This window comes from Bacillus sp. REN3 (assembly GCF_017912555.1).
Taxonomy (GTDB): domain Bacteria; phylum Bacillota; class Bacilli; order Bacillales; family Cytobacillaceae; genus Mesobacillus.
In genome coordinates this window covers 102,901-120,315 of sequence record NZ_JAERSD010000010.1, presented here as the reverse complement: position 1 = coordinate 120,315, position 17,415 = coordinate 102,901, and the positions used below count along the sequence as shown (strand labels likewise).

Genomic DNA, 17,415 nt, shown 5'->3' with positions numbered 1-17,415 from the left:
CAAAAGGCCCGGAGCGTTCATATTCCGGGCCTTTCACGTTTTACTGCTGGATCGCTGCCTCTTCTTCCTTCTTTGCGAAATATTCTTCAGCAATTTTATCAATTTCTTTCTTAAGTTCATCCACCATCGTTGCCTCAGGAACCTTGCGGATGATTTCGCCTTTGCGGAATAATAAGCCTTCTCCTCGCGCTCCTGCTATCCCTATGTCTGCCTCGCGGGCTTCCCCTGGGCCGTTCACTGCACATCCAAGGACCGCTACCTTGATCGGTGCCTTGATTTTTGATATATATTCCTCTACTTCATTAGCGATGCTAATCAAGTCAATCTCAATCCTTCCACAGGTCGGACAGGAAATCAATGTGGCTGCATTTGAGGCAAGTCCAAAGGATTTAAGCAATTCCCTTGCAACCTTTACTTCTTCAACAGGGTCTGCACTCAAAGATACTCTAAGTGTATTGCCAATTCCCTTCGAGAGGATCGCTCCAAGACCCGCCGCGCTCTTGACAGTGCCTGCAAACAAGGTGCCGGATTCCGTGATCCCGAGATGAAGTGGATAATCGAACGCTTTCGCTGCCTTCTCATATGCTTCGATTGCAAGGTTGACATCGGATGCCTTCATGGAAACGATGATATTATGGAAATCAAGGTCTTCAAGGATTTTGATGTGATGAAGGGCACTCTCTACCATTCCATCCGCTGTAGGATAGCCATACTTCTCAAGGATCCGCTTTTCGAGAGAACCAGCGTTCACGCCAATCCTAATTGGGATTCCGCGTTCCTTGGCTGCTTTTACGACAGCTTCTACCTTCTCGCGCTTCCCAATATTCCCAGGGTTGATCCTTATCTTATCTGCTCCGCCCTCGATTGCCTTCAAGGCAAGGCGATAATCAAAATGAATATCGACAACAAGCGGGATATTGATCCGTTCTTTAATTTCAGAAATAGCATTTGCTGCCCGCTCATCCGGACAGGCGACGCGGACAATCTGGCATCCAGCCTCCTCCAGCCTCTTGATTTCGGCGACAGTTGCCTCAACATCATGTGTCTTTGTTGTGGTCATGCTCTGGATGACGACTTCATTGTTCCCCCCGATTGTCAGGTTCCCAACCTTGATGGGGCGTGTTTTGGTACGATGTATAATTTCACTCAATGGTGATTCGCTCCTTTAATAAATGGAATTCATAGAACCATCTTAATGATGCATATCCCCATTTTATCAATCTTTGGCTCTGATTGACAAGGATGATAAATCGTCTCTTCAATCTCCTTTGCTGTAATCGGGGAATTTATAGGTATGTCCAAACTTGATTTTTTGCGGATCAATCCCATCATTCAATTTCTTGAAATCCTCGACAGCTTTTGCCACAGGGACTTCAAACGGTGATTTTGAGTAGCTGTCAAGGACCGATATTACCGTATCCCCTGGCTTGACTGTATGTTCAAAGAAAGGGAGGATTTCTTTTTCGACTTTTTTATCGTTAGATTCTATTCTTGTATTCTTTGCGGCTGGTAGAGTCCCCTTGTCCATATCGTTGTATATGGATAATATGACTAACACCGCTACTAATAAACCAGCGATTTTTTTCAATCTCATCCCTCCTTTTAACAACCTTACTAAATAGATATGAAGAAGAAATAGATTTAGAACGATTTAATAGAATGTTTCATGTTCTTCGATTCGCCGCCTGCACGGGACAATAATACAGGTAACTCGCTAAGCTGGGCATTGGATAGGCCGACTTAAGTTTGTCCAGATAGGGAATCGATCGCTGGATTGCCAAGGAATGCTGATTGGCATAGCTTCGGTGCCAAAACAGGGGAAACAATGAAAGCTGAAAGCCTACTAGATGCCCTTCAATGTAGACAATGACACTTATAAAACCATTCTTTAAAAGAAAACCCCGCAAAAAAAAAGATGCGCAACAACGCATCTTTTTATCATTTCGCTTTCGTCTTTGGACTCGGAACCTCTTTGATTGCCAGCAGCAAAAACATTGAACTCACGAACCAGTTGATGATGAAGCTATATGGAACTGCAGTTTTCAATAAAGCCATGATGGTGAAGAAGAGGGTCGCCAAGGTGACACTGTATGCGCCCATTCTCCATAAGTGTCTGTATTGGAGGTTTTTACCTGCAAGGTTTTTCAGCAGTAAACCAAACAATGCAAGGATCGAAATTTCGATGAACTTGGCACCGGCTGCGAAAAGATAGATGGCGATGACCATGATCCCAATCACTATAGGAAGGGAACTGGCAGCATCACTCACCAGGTTTGAAACATCATTTTTTGTCATCTTTCCATCACCTAGCAATGTATAGGGGATGGAATTCACCTGTCCGCCTGCGGCCATGACAAATTCATTCTTTAACATGGCAACGGTGCTCTCCATCCCAGCCATATCCTTTTCATCAATGGTTCCGGTAGGATCAAAAATAATGGTGATATCCCCGTTCTTAATTGTCCTCGGTTCTTTTATATCTGACTTCAGTTCACTATTATCAATAGTGAAAGGAGGGAGCTTCCGTTCGATTGTATCTTCCGCTGCGGCTACAGCATCAATAATTCCGGCAGAAGTAAAGTAGGCTGCCGGAATGACAGAAATCAATGTCAGTAAAAATACATACAGGATCGTCTTGCCAATCCCCTGGAATCGAAACTTCGCGATATCTGCAGGTGAGTATAGACTCCTGACCATTTGTGCAAAAATATTCATGACGACACGTCCTTTAATAGATTCACTTTCCATTTTATCCTCGGTTGCTTGTTTTAACAAGCAAACAAAATCACTTCTGTAACATAATTGTAATATTACTGCTGAATGTTAAGGAATTGTAAATTTAGGAGCGAAACAGTTTACTTTTAATTCATGAATCCTTCATAATGATTGTGTTTGTAGATGATTGTCGAATTTATTGTAGGGGTTGAAAAAATGGAATTGAATCTTCAAGAAATGCTGTTTGAATTCTTTGGGGGTCTTGGAATTTTCTTATACGGCATTAAATTCATGGGTGATGGCTTGCAGAAATCCGCAGGTGAACGACTGCGGGATGTCTTGGACCGCTTTACGACCAATCCCATCATGGGGGTTTTCGCTGGTCTGATTGTCACCGTTTTGGTCCAGAGCAGTTCAGCAACTACAGTCATCACTGTAGGGCTTGTCAGTGCCGGCTTCATGACATTGCGCCAGGCAATCGGAGTCATCATGGGAGCGAATATCGGGACGACTATTACTGCTTTCATCATTGGTATTGATATCGGAGAATATTCCCTGCCGATCATTGCTGTCGGATCCATCCTGCTCTTCTTCTTCAAAAGCAAGAAAATCCATCATTTCGGACAAATTGTTTTTGGCTTCGGTGCCCTGTTCTATGGCCTGGAGCTGATGAGCGGAGGCATGAAACCGCTCCGCGGGCTGGAATCATTCCATGAGCTTACCGTTGAGATGAGTTCCAATCCAATCCTTGGTGTTGTAATCGGAACACTGTTCACAGTGATTGTCCAAAGCTCGAGTGCGACAATAGGAATCCTCCAAGGTTTGCATGCGGAAAATTTGATCAATCTGGATGGTGCTCTTCCAGTATTGTTTGGAGATAATATCGGGACAACCATTACGGCTGTACTCGCTGCAATCGGCACGTCCGTTGCGGCAAAAAGGGCAGCTGCGACCCACGTATTGTTCAATCTTATTGGTGCAACTATCTTTCTGATCCTGCTTCATCCATTTACTGCGCTGATTGGTATAATCAAGGGCAATCTTGGCCTCAATCCTGAAATGACAATCGCTTTTGCCCATGGTATTTTCAATACAACAAATACGCTGATCCAGCTTCCATTCGTGGCCGGGCTGGCATTCATCGTGACAAAGCTTATTCCTGGTGATGATGCAATCGTTAATTATAAAGCACAGCATCTTGATCCGGTTTTCATCGAGCAATCTCCTTCTATCGCTCTCGGACAGGCAAAGGAGGAAGTCCTTCGGATGGGCAAGTTTGCATTGAAGGGACTTGAGGAAACATTCCAGTTTTTAAAGTCGAAAAACGTCAAGCATTCGACAACAGCTTATCAGCTGGAGGATGCGATCAACAATCTTGACAGGAAAATCACCGATTATCTTATCGAGTTGTCGACAAGCTCATTATCCGGCAATGATTCGGAAGAGCATAGTATGCTAATCGACACTGTCCGAGATATTGAACGGATCGGCGATCACTTTGAAAATATCCTTGAATTGGTAGAATATCAGCAGGCGAACAAAGTGAAAATGACAGAGACGGCAATGGGGGATCTTGAAAAAATGTTCAACCTGACTGTCCGCACTGTTGAAGATGCATTGCATTCTCTTGATCAGAACAACCTTGAGATTGCTTCTGATGTTGTCAAAAAGGAAAAGGAAATCGATAGCATGGAACGCACCTTGAGAAAGCAGCATATCCTTCGGATGAATGAAGGGGTATGTACTGGACAGGCAGGGATTGTCTTTGTGGACATCATCAGCAACCTTGAACGAATCGGTGACCATGCAGTAAATATAGCTGAGCACGTTTTAGGAGAGCGGAGATAGTGGTAAAATAAGCAAGGGATATCCCTTGCTTATTTTTTAGGCTATAGATTCCTGCATGATGGCTTTGATGGGAGGCATGAAGGCTTGCCGTTTTCCATGGAGGAAAGCTGAAGCCAACCAGCATGCCAGACACCGCCGTTTTAAAAAAAACGCTTAATGAATGGATGATGAGAATGGAAATTATTTATTGGATAATCATCTGGATCCTATTTGCAGGCGCATTCGCTGCCCTGATTTTTCCGATCCTGCCTGGAGTAGTGTTCCTGGTTGGCGGCTTCATCCTGTATGGTGTTTTCTTTTCCTTCGATCCTTTTAACTGGGTGTTCTGGCTAATCCAGGGATTGTTTCTTCTCTTGCTGTTTGGTGCGGATTATATCGCCAATATGATCGGAGTTAAAAAATATGGAGGGACTAAGGCAGGCATAATTGGCAGTACGATCGGCCTGATTATTGGACCGTTTGTAATCCCATTCCTTGGAATCCTGGTGGGGCCGTTCCTTGGAGCAGCGATTGCCGAAATGATTGTGAACAGGCAGAATCTGCAGGATGCGGCTAAAATAGGGTTTGGCTCAGTAGTCGGCTTTGTGAGCAGCGTCATAACAAAATCATCCAGGCTGCTATGCTCATCTACTTTTTTGTCCTCATTCAATAAAAAGGAAAAAGCTATATAAAAATCTGTTGTCTTGATTGCAGATAGTGGAGAAATTCTGGAAAAGGCTAGGGATTTCCTTGATGGGGTATAATCGAGGATGATTGTTCAATGGCCGGGATGCAAAAAGGAGTCCTCCGCAGGCGACCATCCGCCAGCGAAGGACTCGTTGATTTCCTGCTGAGAAAGCAAGTTTAACAATTGTCCGGATTAATCAGTCAGTTCAAACCGCAAATCTCAAAAGAACAATTTTGGCAATCTACTTCTTTTTTTAAGTAGGCGAGGTTTTTTACGGTGAATTTCAATTGGTCATATCCAATAATATCCTTTTCCCGAAGATCCTTCAGCATCCTTTGGACAACTTCCCTAGTGCCATAGGTGAGATTTGCCAGTTCCTGGTGTGTAAGAGGAAGATCAATCAGGATTCCCTCGTCTGTCATCACGCCATAGCTATTGCAGAGACGGATCAGGATGGAATAAAGGCCGCCTTTTTTGCCGTTCATGATGAGGTCCTGGCATTTCATCTGTGCTTTCAGATAGCGGGTGCTCAGCCAATTCACAAGTGAATTCATCGCTGTTTTGTCGCTTAGCACAAATTCCTCGAACTGGTCTTTCTTGATCATCAAGACTTCGCAATCGCTGAGTGTTTTAGCTGAAAAATGATAACGCGGGGCATGCTTGAACAATTCGTATTCGATGATCATCTCTTCCCCATTCAATATCTTCAGGATGAATTCTTTCCCTTTCATATGGACGCGCCCAATCGATACACTGCCGCTTAGGATGACGTAAACATGCTGGACATTTTCGTCTTCCTGAAATAGTATGGTGCCAGCCTTTACTTTTTGGATCGTTTCTTTATCAATGAAATTCTGTAAAATTAAACTGTACAATGAGATATTTTTATCCATGAGGATCGTCTCCTTAAATTCCCTTTACACTTCTGATTTAAAAGATTTATTGTTACCATGTCAACAGTGCTTTTCCACTATATGGTAGTGATTTAAGTCGCACGCGACTTAAATCGTTGACAGAAAGCCTTTTTGAGGATTATTGACGAATTTTCGAAAACTATGGCGAGGGTCTCCAGGTGTATAAAAAACCAGGAGAAGGGAAATTTAATTATGGTGAACAAGGCGTTTTATTTGAATCGGTTACCGTTCTCTGGTAATCTAAACATGAACCACTTTTAGAACAATTCTAATATCTGAATAATGAAATAGATTGTTTTAAAAGTGAAACACGATACATAGGAGGTTGTTGAAATGGCATTTGAATTACCACAATTACCGTATGCATACGATGCACTTGAACCACACATTGACAAAGAAACAATGAATATCCACCACACAAAGCATCACAATACTTATGTCACGAACCTGAACAACGCACTTGAGGGAAAAGAAGAACTTCTTTCAAAGACAGTAGAAGAAGTCATTTCCAATCTTGACGCAGTTCCAGAATCCGCACGGACAGCGGTTCGCAACAATGGCGGCGGCCATGCCAACCACTCTTTATTCTGGCAAATCATCTCTCCAAATGGCGGCGGACAGCCTGTTGGGGAAATTGCGGAAGCGATCGATTCAAAATTCGGCAATTTCGAAGCCTTCAAGGAAGAATTCACCAAAGCTGCAACAACTCGTTTTGGTTCTGGATGGGCATGGCTTGTCGTTAACAATGGCGAACTGGAAGTAACCAGCACTCCAAACCAGGATTCTCCTTTAATGGAAGGGAAGACTCCAATTCTTGGACTTGATGTTTGGGAACATGCCTACTACTTGAAATACCAGAACAGAAGACCAGAGTACATCGGTGCATTCTGGAATGTCGTGAACTGGGATGAAGTCAACAAACGTTTCAATTCAGCAAAATAATAAGGTTTTAATCAAGAGGCTGCATTCATTGCAGCCTCTTTTTCGTTATGCGTGCCCGGGCAAGCCGTACGAGGGAAAACCTCCTGTATGGATTGTTGAGGAGGAACTGAAAGTAAAAGAGGAAGCCAGGAAGGCTTCCTCTTTGCAATCAGTTTCTGATTCTAAAGGCCACTTTTTTAAAAACGGTATAGAATGTAATTGCAGACATTTGATCCCAATGGAAAGCTCGAAGCAGCAGCTAAACCGGAAGAAAGCTCCGAACAAGAATAGCAGGGGCACCGCATATCGAACGCGGCATTGAAAAAGTGCATAACGCCCTACACTTTGTTAGAAACTACCCAAGAGTAAAGGGGAGTTGTCCATGAGCAAAGTGAAGAAAATACTGGGAGACATTGAACTTACTAAGGATTTGTCGCTCCTGCTGACCATTGGGGGATTGTACTCATTGAGCATCGCCCTTTCCAACACATTCGTCAATATTTACTTATGGAAACAATCCGGTGAACTATCCGACTTGGGATTATATAATTTAGCGATTGTGATTGCACAGCCTTTAACTTTCATCCTTGCAGGCAGATGGGCGAAGAAAATCGACAGGGTCATCGTCTTACGGATCGGGGTCATTTTTTTAGCCGTTTTTTATGTCACTGTTTTGCTAGCGGGTACCAGGGCTTCCGACTATCTACTGCTTTTAGGGGGACTGCTTGGAGTTGGCTATGGTTTCTATTGGCTTGCCTATAATGTGCTTACATTCGAAATAACTGAACCGGAGACAAGGGATTTCTTTAATGGCTTTCTCGGGATCCTCACCTCATTTGGCGGCATGATTGGACCTGTCGCCGCAGGTTTCATCATATCAAGGATGGAGAATTTCACAGGATATACTGTAGTCTTTGGACTCTCCTTGTCATTGTTTTCCATTGCCGTCTTTCTTAGCTTTTTCCTGAAAAGAAGACCAGCACACGGGAAGTATTGGTTTCAGAGGATTTTTACTGAAAGAAAACATGATCTGAATTGGAGGATGATTACAAACGCCCATTTTTTTCAGGGTTTGAGAGAGGGAGTATTTGTGTTCATCATTTCCGTCTTTGTCTTTATTGCGACGGATAGTGAAATGGCGCTTGGAACTTTTGGCCTCCTGAATTCAGCTATATCATTTCTAGCCTATTATTTGGCTTCAAGGCTTTTGAAGAAACAACTGAGGAAAAAAGCGATCCTGATTGGAGGGCTGATTCTTTACTTCTCCATTTTCTTCATTGTATTCGAGCCTACCTTCGAACGATTGCTCCTATATGCAGTGCTCATTGCTGTCGCTTATCCCCTTCTCCTGGTGCCTTATATTTCGATGACCTATGATGTGATCGGCAGAGGGTGGAAAGCAGCAGAAATGAGGATAGAATATATCGTTGTCAGGGAAATTTTCCTCAATCTCGGCCGAATTGTATCGATAATCGTGTTCCTGGGAGCGATTACTTTTTTCAACGAAGAAAAAAGCATCCCAGTCATCCTTTTGATTCTCGGAAGCGGCCATACATTGATTTATTGGTTTGTGCGTCAAGTCCATCTTAAGGCTACAGCCTGACCGGGAACAGCTATCCCGGTTTTTTCATCCTTTTAAATAATATTAGCTTTTTGGAAAGGCTGTGTTAAAGTTGAATGTTGTTTTTTAAAGAGTTGATCGGAACGGAAGGGACTGGCTCCTCGAAAATGCTAATGCATTTCCTTCGTGCGTGGGCGAATTCGCCGGAGCCTTTCAGTGTCCTGCGGGATGCAGCGGCAAGGTGGAGGCCCCGCAGGCGCAAAGGGCCGAGGAGATAGGGAAGCTGGAAGCGCTTTGGCCAGCCCCGACAAGCGCTGGCCGACTAAGACCGCCGCGTCCTGCGGCAACGTCGGCACTAGGACGTCCTGTCCGTCGAAGGGCCTGACAGTGAAGTCGCTCTTTGACTCCATTGGCGGGAGCGAAGCGACTCGAGGGGCTAAGCGCTGAAGCTGGACCAGCTCCACTGACGCCCCGCGGAAAGCATGTCCCTGGAGTGGAAATCAACACCCAGGTTTAACAGAGCCTTTGGAAAAATTATCTTAAAGGATTTGCTGATAGAAAAAAATGCTTTTTTTCGATAGAATAAACATTAGTGCCAATGCACGGATATACCAGATTTATGGGGGTGGGAGAGGCTTGAACAAAAAGAAAAAAAAGAAGACACATGTGCCATTCAGGCTAAATATGGTGTTCTTTGCCGTGTTTTTGCTGTTCTCGATGCTGATTTTAAGGCTCGGGATTGTCCAGATCGTTTATGGGGAAGATTTTAAAAGGGAAATTGAGCGGACCGAGGATGTAACAGTGAACAGTCCGGTTCCACGGGGGAAAATGTATGACAGGAATATGAAGCCGATTGTCGACAATGTCCCAAGCAAAGCCATCACCTACACGAAGAACCAGGGTACAAAAACGGACGAGATGCTGATGGTGGCTGAACGGCTGGCGAAGCTGATCGAAAAGGATACAAAGCAGGTAAGGGAAAGAGATAAAAAAGACTATTGGATATTGATAAACGAAGAACGGGCGAAGAAGAAAATCACAAAAAAAGAATGGAGTCTTTATAACGAAAAGAAGCTCGATGACAAAGCCATTTACAACCTCCAGCTTGAAAGGATCACAGAAGCGGAAATAAAGGAATTGACAGGGGAAGACATGGAAATCCTTGCGATTTTCCGGGAGTTCATCAGCGGATATGCGTTGTCTCCGCAAATTGTCAAAAAAGATGTCACGCCGGAAGAATTCGCAGTTGTGAGCGAAAACCTTGAAAAGTTGCCAGGTGTCGATACGACGACTGATTGGGAAAGGAAATATACTTATCAAAATACGCTGAAGTCCATCCTTGGATCCGTGACTGATTCAGATGAAGGTCTTCCAAAGGAAAAGCTTGATTACTACTTATCCCGGGATTACAGCCGGAATGACAGGGTCGGGAAGAGTTATCTCGAGCTTCAATATGAAGATGTCCTTCATGGACAGAAGGCTAAGGTCAAAAACATAACGGATAAAGCTGGAAATGTGCTTGACACAAAGATCATCTCTGAAGGGCAGCGGGGAAAAGACCTTGTCCTCACTGTGGATATGGACCTTCAGCTCGCTGTTGAGAAAATCATCGAAGAAGAATTGCGGAATGCCAAAAGGCAGCCAGGAACAAGGCTTCTTGACAGGGCATTCGTTGTCATGATGGATCCCAAAACGGGCGAAATCCTGACGCTAGCCGGCAAGCAGATCGCAAAGGATGAAGAGACCGGAACAGCGGTCATGCGTGATTTTGCCAGCGGGAATTTCACGACATCGTATAATGCCGGGTCTGCAGTAAAAGGGGCGACAATCATGACTGGGTTCAAGACAGGCGCAATTACACCAGGAACCCATTTCTATGACACCCCGATCAAGATTAAAAATACGAACCCTAAGAAGTCCTGGAAGCAGGGCCTTGGAATGCTGGATGACCGCAATGCCCTGAAGGTTTCTTCCAATGTCTATATGTTCATGACAGCCATCAAAATCGGAAAAGGTGTCTATAAGTACGACCAGCCTCTTCCATTGGATCCAAAAGCATTCGATACAATGAGGAATTATTTCAGCCAGTTCGGTCTTGGAGCAAGAACTGGAATCGATCTCCCTAATGAAATGGTCGGTTTCAAAGGTTCTGGAAGAGGACCAGGTCTTCTGCTCGACTTTTCCATTGGACAGTATGATACGTACACCACCTTGCAATTGGCACAATATGTATCGACCATCGCGAATGGAGGGAGCAGGATCCAGCCGAAAATGGTAAAGGAACTGCGGGAGCCTGTGATGGATAATAACGAGGTAGGACCCGTTCTGCAGGAATTTGGTCCAGTCATCCTTAACAAAGTGGATGCCAAACCGGAATGGTTCGACAGGGTACAGGAAGGATTCAGGAGAGTCATGCAGGAGCCGGGCGGAACGGCTTACGGGTCATTCCATAGTGCTGAATACAAACCGGCAGGAAAGACAGGGACTGCCCAAGCGTTTTATGATGGACCGGAAAGAAGCAAATTCCCACGTAATGAGCCTCCTGAGGTCATGAACTTGAGCCTAGTGGCATACGCTCCATATAATAACCCTGAAGTTGCCATAGCTGTCATGGTTCCATGGGCCTATGAAGGGAATCGTGGCCATCATGCAAATAATGACATCGGCCGGCGCGTACTGGATACGTATTTTGAATTGAAGAAAAAAAGAATGGAAGGGAATATGAATCCAGTGAAGCCTGACCAGGAAATAGAGAAAAAAGAAGAGGGTGACCAGCTGCTGGAGGAAGTTGAAGAGGATTTGGAATGAACGGTGTAACTGTCTCGGTTTTGAGGCAGTTTTTTTTTATGTCATCCGAGTGGATGCCATTTGCATTTTGCATATTACGTGCTGTAGGAGATTTACATACCGTTCAACCAATTTTACAAAACCTTTACATTCAATTAAAACAGAGTTAAAGGTAAAGGATTATTCTTTGTTTGTAGGACAAAACAACCATATCTCGTAGGGGGAATTAAGGAATGAAGAGTCTTAAGAAAATGGGCCTGTTTATCACGCTTGCAGCTACCATGGTCTTTACTGCGGCTTGCGGAGGCGAAGATAACGAAAATGGAAATGCTGAAGAACTAGAAGGCAGCGTTGTCATCGATGGCTCAGGAACGGTTTATCCATTCATGTCCCGGATGGCTGAAAACTATATGGGAGAAAAGGAAAATGTTTCAGTTGAGGTCAGCCGTTCTGGAACTTCAGCAGGATTCAAGAAGTTCCTTGCAAAAGACGGAACAGATTTTAACGATGCTTCCCGCCAGATCAAAGACGAAGAAAAAGCCAAGGCTGAAGAGCTTGGCATTGAAGTACAGGAATTGAAGGTTGCTTTAGACGGAATTACAATTGTCATCAATAAAGAAAACGATTGGGCAAAAGAACTGACTAAAGAAGAAGTTGTCGATATCTTCCTTGCAAGCAAAGGCAAGAAGAAATGGTCCGATGTACGTCCAGACTTCCCGGAAGAAGAAATCAAGACATATGGACCTAACGAGAACCATGGAACATATGAGTTCATGTTCGAGAACATTCTTGGAGAACAAGACCTTCAAGAAAATATCAATCTGCAGCAAGACTACTCAACACTAGTAGACCTTGTGTCAAAGGATAAGAATGCAATCGGATTCTTTGGATATGGCTACTATGAAAGCAACAAGGACAAGCTGTCAGCTGTTAAAGTGGATTTTGGGAACGGTCCGGTAGAACCATCGCTGGATACCATCAAAGAAGATGGAGAGTATGCACCATTCACTCGTCCGGTATTCACATACCTGAATGTGAACCAAGCGAAAGAAAAGCCGCAGGTCCTTGATTATGCGATCTATTCAATGAAAAACGCACAGGATGTGGCGAAAGAAACAGGATTCGCTCCATTATCTGATGATGATATCAAAGCATCTCTTGATACTCTTGAAGGATTGAAAAAGTAAGCTTCAGAATTTTTAGGTCAAGGGGAGATGAGAAGTTCAGGCTTCTCATCTTCTTGTGTCTGAATACAGATACATTTTCTTTTGGATGAAGAAAGATCGAGAGTTCTTCCTGGATGAATGAAGGATGAAAGGGGTTTTAAGCGTGGCAAAAAGTGCATTGGCTACAACAAGCAAGAAGCTGAACATCAGGGAATTGATTCAGCAGAAAAAGAATGCGCAAAGTGTCAGCAACTATACCGAAAAGCTGATACCGGGCATTTTATTTGGGATTGCAGCGATATCGATATTGACGACAATTGGTATCGTCTTAACATTACTTACGGAAACTATCGCCTTTTTTAAAGAGGTTCCATTCATAGATTTCTTTACAGGGACAAAACTGAAACCATTAGGGGAAAACGCCGTTTTTGGTGTCCTGCCGCTTCTGGCAGGAACGGTCATTTCTTCAGCTATCGCAATGCTTGTTGCCATTCCAGTCGGATTGATGACAGCTATTTTCCTGAGTGAATACGCATCAGAGCGATCAAGAAAAATACTCAAACCGCTTCTTGAAATCCTGGCAGGCATCCCGACAATCGTTTACGGTTTCTTTGCGTTTACATTCGTGACACCTTTATTAAGATCCTTTATTCCCGGTCTTGAGCCAACCAATATCCTCAGTCCTGGGATTGTAATGGGCATTATGATCATCCCAATGGTTGCCTCTCTATCAGAAGATGCGATGAGTTCGGTTCCGAATGCCATGAGGGAAGGGGCATTGGCACTAGGCGCAACAAAGCTGGAGGTAACATGGAAAGTCGTCATCCCGGCAGCGATATCAGGGATCGTCGCTTCCTTTGTACTTGGAGTTTCAAGGGCTATTGGGGAAACGATGATAGTAACGATTGCGAGCGGAAGTTCGAAAAACTTCACATTCGACATCACTCAATCGATGCAGACAATGACAGCCTACATTGTCGAAGTGACCGGGGGGGAAGCGGCGGCTGGCTCAACATTGTATTACAGCCTATATGCCGTTGCGATGACTCTGTTCGTCTTTACTTTGATCATGAATCTGGTTGCCCAGTATGTCTCTCGCAAATTCAGGGAGGAATATTGAGATGAAATATGTAGACTCAGCTCAAGTCCATAAAAAAATGCGTTCAAGGCTACTGGCTAATAAATTGGCAAAATCGCTATTCTTTTTGGCAACTTTATTTGGACTGATTGTTCTTGTTGTGTTGATTTACCGTGTCCTTTCTGACGGATTAAGCTGGATCAGTATCGATTTTCTGATGAACAAGCTATCGACTGATCCTGAAAGGGCGGGCATCCGGGGAGCAATCATGGGCACTTTATGGCTCATGATTGTTGTTGCACCGGTCACGATGGTCCTTGGTATCGGAACAGCCATCTATCTTGAAGAGTATGCGAAGAAAGGCCGCATTTCCTCATTCATCAAAACGAACATCTCTAACCTGGCCGGAGTTCCTTCTGTCGTTTTTGGAATCCTGGGCTTGACCGTTTTTGCCCGAGGCCTTGACCTTGGGTCAGTTGTCCTTGCAGGTGGATTGACGATGGCTTTGCTGGTCCTGCCGGTAGTAGTCGTTGCAAGCCAGGAGGCCATCCGTGCGGTCCCGCAGTTCTTGCGTGAAGCTTCCTACGGAATGGGCGCTACAAAGTGGCAGACAATCAAAAACGTCGTGCTGCCTGCTTCTTTGCCAGGAATCCTGACAGGCGTAATCCTTGCGTTATCACGGGCAATCGGTGAGACGGCTCCTCTAGTGGTGATTGGGATACCAGCATTGCTGATTCCTGTACCGGACTCCATCTTCGACAAATTCACCATTTTGCCGGTACAGATTTATTATTGGACAGTAGACTCGGCCTTGGTAGCAGAATATGCAAACCTCGCAGCCGCGACAATCGTCATCTTATTGATTGTATTGTTTGCGATGAATTCGGTAGCAATCTTGATTCGCAACAAATTCCAAAAAAGATATTAGTCTGGGAGGCTTTTTCATATGCCAGTAAGTATTGAAAATAGAAACGGATCTCAAAACGCAAAAAATCAAGCGGGTAAACAGGAAAATAAAAAAATTGTCTATCATACAAAAGATCTCAATCTCTGGTATGGTGAAGGGCATGCATTGAAGAACATCAACCTTGAAATTAATGAAAACGAAGTTACGGCAATCATCGGGCCTTCTGGCTGCGGCAAGTCAACCTACATTAAAACGTTGAACAGGATGGTTGAACTCGTCCCTTCGGTAAAGGTTTCCGGAGAAATCCTTTACCGCGGCCGGAACATCCTTGATAAATCATATAAGGTAGAGGACTTGAGGACAAGTGTCGGCATGGTCTTCCAAAAGCCGAACCCATTCCCAAAGTCAATATATGAAAATATAGCTTATGGGCCAAAGATCCATGGTATCCGCGACAAAAAAATCCTTGATGAGATTGTCGAGAAGAGCTTGCGAGGCGCGGCCATCTGGGATGAAGTCAAAGATCGGCTGAACTCGAATGCCTACGGACTTTCAGGAGGACAGCAGCAGCGCATCTGCATTGCGCGTGCTCTTGCGATCGAGCCGGATGTTATCCTAATGGATGAACCGACATCGGCTCTTGACCCAATATCCACACTTAAGGTGGAAGAACTGGTTCAAGAGTTGAAGAAGGATTTCAGCATTATCATTGTTACCCATAATATGCAGCAGGCAGCGCGCATCTCTGACAAGACTGCCTTCTTCTTGAATGGGGAAGTCATCGAGTATGCTGAAACAGACAAAATCTTCTCAACCCCTTCCGATAAAAGAACGGAAGACTATATTACAGGACGTTTCGGATGAAAATTTTCAATCATTTCAATAGGAAGGATGCGAATAGAATATAATGGTAGTGAGGGAAAAATTCCAGGAAGACCTAAATATCCTGCATGCAAAATTGTTGGAGCTCGGCAACTTTGCTGTCAATGCTTTAAATCAATCTCTTTTCGCACTTGAGAACAAAGATGTGGAACTGGCGCTTCAAATTCTGGAGGATGATTCGGAGGCGAACATTCTCGAAGAGGAAATCAATGACTTCGCCATTTTGTTGATTGCAAAGCAGCAGCCGGTAGCTGTTGATCTGAGAAGGCTGATTGTCGCGATCAAGATTGCCAATGACATTGAAAGAATGGCTGACTTTGCAGTGAATATCGCAAAGTCAGCAATCAGGATTGGGAATGAACCACTCGTAAAACCAATCGAGCATATCAAGGAAATGCATGAGCTTTCGCTAAAAATGCTGACATTGGCATTGGAAGCATTCAATGAGGAAGATTTAACAAAGGCAAGAAAGGTTGCGCAGATGGATGATGAAGTAGATAATCTGTATGGACAGACAATCAAAGATTTGCTGACATTAAGCCAAAACAAGCCTGAATCACTGGCACAGATCACTCAATTATCCTTTATCAGCAGATATCTTGAACGATGTGCAGACCACGTCACGAACATCGCGGAGAATGTATTCTATCTTGTTAAAGGGAAGAGATACGATTTAAATCAATAAATTGGAAAGGAGCAGGGGGACCTCCCCTGCTCCTTTCAGCTTCCTGGAATTTGTGTGAATCTTGCGTACCGTAAGTGCCTTGACCAAAACCATCTACTCAACGCCTCAAGCAAAGCCTTCCAAAAGTTAAGGAACAGCTATCATCTGGCCTGTCTTTTCCTCCGTTATGACCTAAGCATAAGATGGGACAGACCCAAGAAACGCGGGGATCTTGGGTGTTAACCTTCTTCGTTTAAAAGCTTTTCTGCTTCACCGATTTTTACCTGTTTTTCGTGATAATTTTTGCGATTTGGTGGTAATCCATCCCGCTAGTCAATTCATAGCGGCCTATTTGGACTTTAGTATGATAGCCCTTGTCGATAAGGAACCGTTCAAATTTTTTCTCATCATCGATTATCCCCTGGCTTTTCAGCATGACCGCAACATCTCCTGGGGACATACCGCCCGCAATCACCAGTGTGAATTTCTTATCTTCCTTTACTTCCTCTTTTACTTCCTCTTTCGGCTTTTCGGCAGGAGCTTCAGCTTTTGGCTTCGCTTCCTTGGCATCTGCCTTATTCTCTGAGAGTTTGGTGAACTCACTGTTGCTTAGAACTTTATAACCCTTTGTTTCTAGCAATTTTTTTGCACCCGATACAGTCACTTCAGGCTGTTTCGGCTCCTTATCAGCAATCACGCTTGTGCCAGCATAAAGGGTTATGGATGAAAAAAGTATTCCAAACGCGAATGCTTGTATAGTCCGTTTATTCATACCATCTGTCCTTTATCAGTATAGTCAATGATAATTTCTTGTACTTCCTGGGCTGAAAGCGATGACTGCCTTGCAATTTGCTGAATATCCATTCCTTGCTGTGCAAGAGACCGAACCTGGTTTTTAATGATTTCGTGAATTTGCTTTTTGCCTGAATGGAAGGTTGTTTGCTTTTCGACCGCAGGGTCGTTGATTAGCAATTCTTCTTCGAGAACCTTCAGCTTTTTCTTGATTTGGTAAAGGTCCTGAATTTGCTGGATGTTCAGCTGATCAATTTCCTCGCGCAGGTCCTTATATGGATCTTTTAGAAAAAATGAAAGTATGAACAAAAGCAGAGCCAGGACCGCCAGGCCGATAAAAATGTAGCCCATGTATAATTCCTCCCGAGCTGTAATTAAACATACAGAAATAGTTTACCATTCAGGCCTGGAAAATTCGACATAATTTTCATTCTTAAGAAAAAATGGGCTTTTTGTCATATTTGGACACCAAAAGTTGTAAAGAGTGTCGATGGGACGCCATCTGCTTAATTC

The 17,415-nt window shown here is 44.0% G+C and carries 15 protein-coding genes and 1 pseudogene; 10 read left to right on the top strand and 6 right to left on the bottom strand.

Annotation, left to right across the window (positions count from 1 at the left end; translation table 11 throughout):
• Positions 1 to 40: 40 nt before the first annotated feature.
• From ispG to JJQ88_RS11070, 3 genes are all read right to left on the bottom strand, one after another.
• Positions 41 to 1,141 carry a flavodoxin-dependent (E)-4-hydroxy-3-methylbut-2-enyl-diphosphate synthase gene (ispG, locus tag JJQ88_RS11080; protein WP_210365985.1) on the bottom strand — a complete coding sequence of 367 codons (1,101 nt, stop codon included), beginning with the start codon at positions 1,139 to 1,141 and terminating at the stop codon, positions 41 to 43.
• Between the two features lie 117 nt (positions 1,142 to 1,258).
• Positions 1,259 to 1,588, bottom strand: coding sequence for a LysM peptidoglycan-binding domain-containing protein (locus tag JJQ88_RS11075; RefSeq protein ID WP_210365951.1), 330 nt, complete (start codon positions 1,586 to 1,588; stop codon positions 1,259 to 1,261).
• Between the two features lie 350 nt (positions 1,589 to 1,938).
• Positions 1,939 to 2,715, bottom strand: coding sequence for a DUF1189 domain-containing protein (locus tag JJQ88_RS11070; RefSeq protein ID WP_210365950.1), 777 nt, complete (start codon positions 2,713 to 2,715; stop codon positions 1,939 to 1,941).
• A 216-nt stretch (positions 2,716 to 2,931) separates the two neighbouring features.
• Between JJQ88_RS11070 and JJQ88_RS11065 the strand changes: the two genes are divergently transcribed.
• Both JJQ88_RS11065 and JJQ88_RS11060 read left to right on the top strand, forming a co-directional pair.
• Positions 2,932 to 4,563: a Na/Pi cotransporter family protein gene (locus JJQ88_RS11065; protein WP_210365949.1), complete on the top strand. Its 1,632-nt coding sequence runs from the start codon at positions 2,932 to 2,934 to the stop codon at positions 4,561 to 4,563.
• 173 nt (positions 4,564 to 4,736) lie between these two features.
• Positions 4,737 to 5,215 (top strand): annotated as a pseudogene (locus tag JJQ88_RS11060) (DUF456 domain-containing protein).
• Between the two features lie 215 nt (positions 5,216 to 5,430).
• Here JJQ88_RS11060 and JJQ88_RS11055 read toward each other — a convergent pair.
• Positions 5,431 to 6,123 (bottom strand): Crp/Fnr family transcriptional regulator, encoded by a 693-nt coding sequence (locus JJQ88_RS11055; protein WP_210365948.1) that lies wholly within the window; start codon positions 6,121 to 6,123, stop codon positions 5,431 to 5,433.
• A 354-nt stretch (positions 6,124 to 6,477) separates the two neighbouring features.
• On the opposite strand from JJQ88_RS11055, the gene JJQ88_RS11050 reads away from it, so the two are divergent.
• The 8 genes from JJQ88_RS11050 to phoU all read left to right on the top strand — a co-directional run bounded on the left by JJQ88_RS11050 (position 6,478) and on the right by phoU (position 16,131).
• Positions 6,478 to 7,086: a superoxide dismutase gene (locus JJQ88_RS11050; protein ID WP_210365947.1), complete on the top strand. Its 609-nt coding sequence runs from the start codon at positions 6,478 to 6,480 to the stop codon at positions 7,084 to 7,086.
• A gap of 361 nt (positions 7,087 to 7,447) precedes the next feature.
• A complete protein-coding gene (locus tag JJQ88_RS11045) occupies positions 7,448 to 8,668 on the top strand; it encodes an MFS transporter (RefSeq protein WP_210365946.1) in 1,221 nt (406 codons plus the stop codon).
• A 642-nt stretch (positions 8,669 to 9,310) separates the two neighbouring features.
• Complete coding sequence (locus JJQ88_RS11040) at positions 9,311 to 11,434, top strand: peptidoglycan D,D-transpeptidase FtsI family protein (RefSeq protein ID WP_246861090.1); 2,124 nt, start codon at positions 9,311 to 9,313, stop codon at positions 11,432 to 11,434.
• Positions 11,435 to 11,646: 212 nt separating this feature from the next.
• Positions 11,647 to 12,600, top strand: a complete 954-nt coding sequence (locus tag JJQ88_RS11035) for a PstS family phosphate ABC transporter substrate-binding protein (protein WP_210365945.1) — start codon at positions 11,647 to 11,649, stop codon at positions 12,598 to 12,600.
• 124 nt (positions 12,601 to 12,724) lie between these two features.
• Complete coding sequence (pstC, locus tag JJQ88_RS11030; RefSeq protein ID WP_210365944.1) at positions 12,725 to 13,699, top strand: phosphate ABC transporter permease subunit PstC; 975 nt, start codon at positions 12,725 to 12,727, stop codon at positions 13,697 to 13,699.
• A 1-nt stretch (position 13,700) separates the two neighbouring features.
• Positions 13,701 to 14,585: a phosphate ABC transporter permease PstA gene (gene pstA, locus JJQ88_RS11025; RefSeq protein ID WP_210365943.1), complete on the top strand. Its 885-nt coding sequence runs from the start codon at positions 13,701 to 13,703 to the stop codon at positions 14,583 to 14,585.
• Between the two features lie 18 nt (positions 14,586 to 14,603).
• Complete coding sequence (pstB, locus tag JJQ88_RS11020) at positions 14,604 to 15,428, top strand: phosphate ABC transporter ATP-binding protein PstB (RefSeq protein WP_246861071.1); 825 nt, start codon at positions 14,604 to 14,606, stop codon at positions 15,426 to 15,428.
• A 43-nt stretch (positions 15,429 to 15,471) separates the two neighbouring features.
• Positions 15,472 to 16,131 (top strand): phosphate signaling complex protein PhoU, encoded by a 660-nt coding sequence (gene phoU, locus JJQ88_RS11015; RefSeq protein ID WP_210365942.1) that lies wholly within the window; start codon positions 15,472 to 15,474, stop codon positions 16,129 to 16,131.
• 259 nt (positions 16,132 to 16,390) lie between these two features.
• Here the strand turns inward: phoU and JJQ88_RS11010 are convergent, their stop codons facing one another.
• The gene (locus JJQ88_RS11010; RefSeq protein ID WP_210365941.1) at positions 16,391 to 16,882 is read right to left on the bottom strand and encodes a hypothetical protein; all 492 of its coding nucleotides are present in this window, start codon (positions 16,880 to 16,882) and stop codon (positions 16,391 to 16,393) included.
• A complete protein-coding gene (locus tag JJQ88_RS11005) occupies positions 16,879 to 17,253 on the bottom strand; it encodes a hypothetical protein (protein WP_210365940.1) in 375 nt (124 codons plus the stop codon). The genes JJQ88_RS11010 and JJQ88_RS11005 overlap by 4 nt, the downstream gene beginning before the upstream one ends.
• Positions 17,254 to 17,415: the final 162 nt, after the last annotated feature.

Coding starts and splice junctions, on each gene's coding strand:
- JJQ88_RS11070 (WP_210365950.1), bottom strand. CDS start 2,715: ATGAATATTTTTGCACAAATGGTCAGGAGTCTATACTCACCTGCAGAT.
- JJQ88_RS11065 (WP_210365949.1), top strand. CDS start 2,932: ATGGAATTGAATCTTCAAGAAATGCTGTTTGAATTCTTTGGGGGTCTT.
- JJQ88_RS11055 (WP_210365948.1), bottom strand. CDS start 6,123: ATGGATAAAAATATCTCATTGTACAGTTTAATTTTACAGAATTTCATT.
- JJQ88_RS11050 (WP_210365947.1), top strand. CDS start 6,478: ATGGCATTTGAATTACCACAATTACCGTATGCATACGATGCACTTGAA.
- JJQ88_RS11045 (WP_210365946.1), top strand. CDS start 7,448: ATGAGCAAAGTGAAGAAAATACTGGGAGACATTGAACTTACTAAGGAT.
- JJQ88_RS11040 (WP_246861090.1), top strand. CDS start 9,311: ATGGTGTTCTTTGCCGTGTTTTTGCTGTTCTCGATGCTGATTTTAAGG.
- JJQ88_RS11035 (WP_210365945.1), top strand. CDS start 11,647: ATGAAGAGTCTTAAGAAAATGGGCCTGTTTATCACGCTTGCAGCTACC.
- pstC (WP_210365944.1), top strand. CDS start 12,725: ATGAAAGGGGTTTTAAGCGTGGCAAAAAGTGCATTGGCTACAACAAGC.
- pstA (WP_210365943.1), top strand. CDS start 13,701: ATGAAATATGTAGACTCAGCTCAAGTCCATAAAAAAATGCGTTCAAGG.
- pstB (WP_246861071.1), top strand. CDS start 14,604: ATGCCAGTAAGTATTGAAAATAGAAACGGATCTCAAAACGCAAAAAAT.
- phoU (WP_210365942.1), top strand. CDS start 15,472: ATGGTAGTGAGGGAAAAATTCCAGGAAGACCTAAATATCCTGCATGCA.
- JJQ88_RS11010 (WP_210365941.1), bottom strand. CDS start 16,882: ATGAATAAACGGACTATACAAGCATTCGCGTTTGGAATACTTTTTTCA.
- JJQ88_RS11005 (WP_210365940.1), bottom strand. CDS start 17,253: ATGGGCTACATTTTTATCGGCCTGGCGGTCCTGGCTCTGCTTTTGTTC.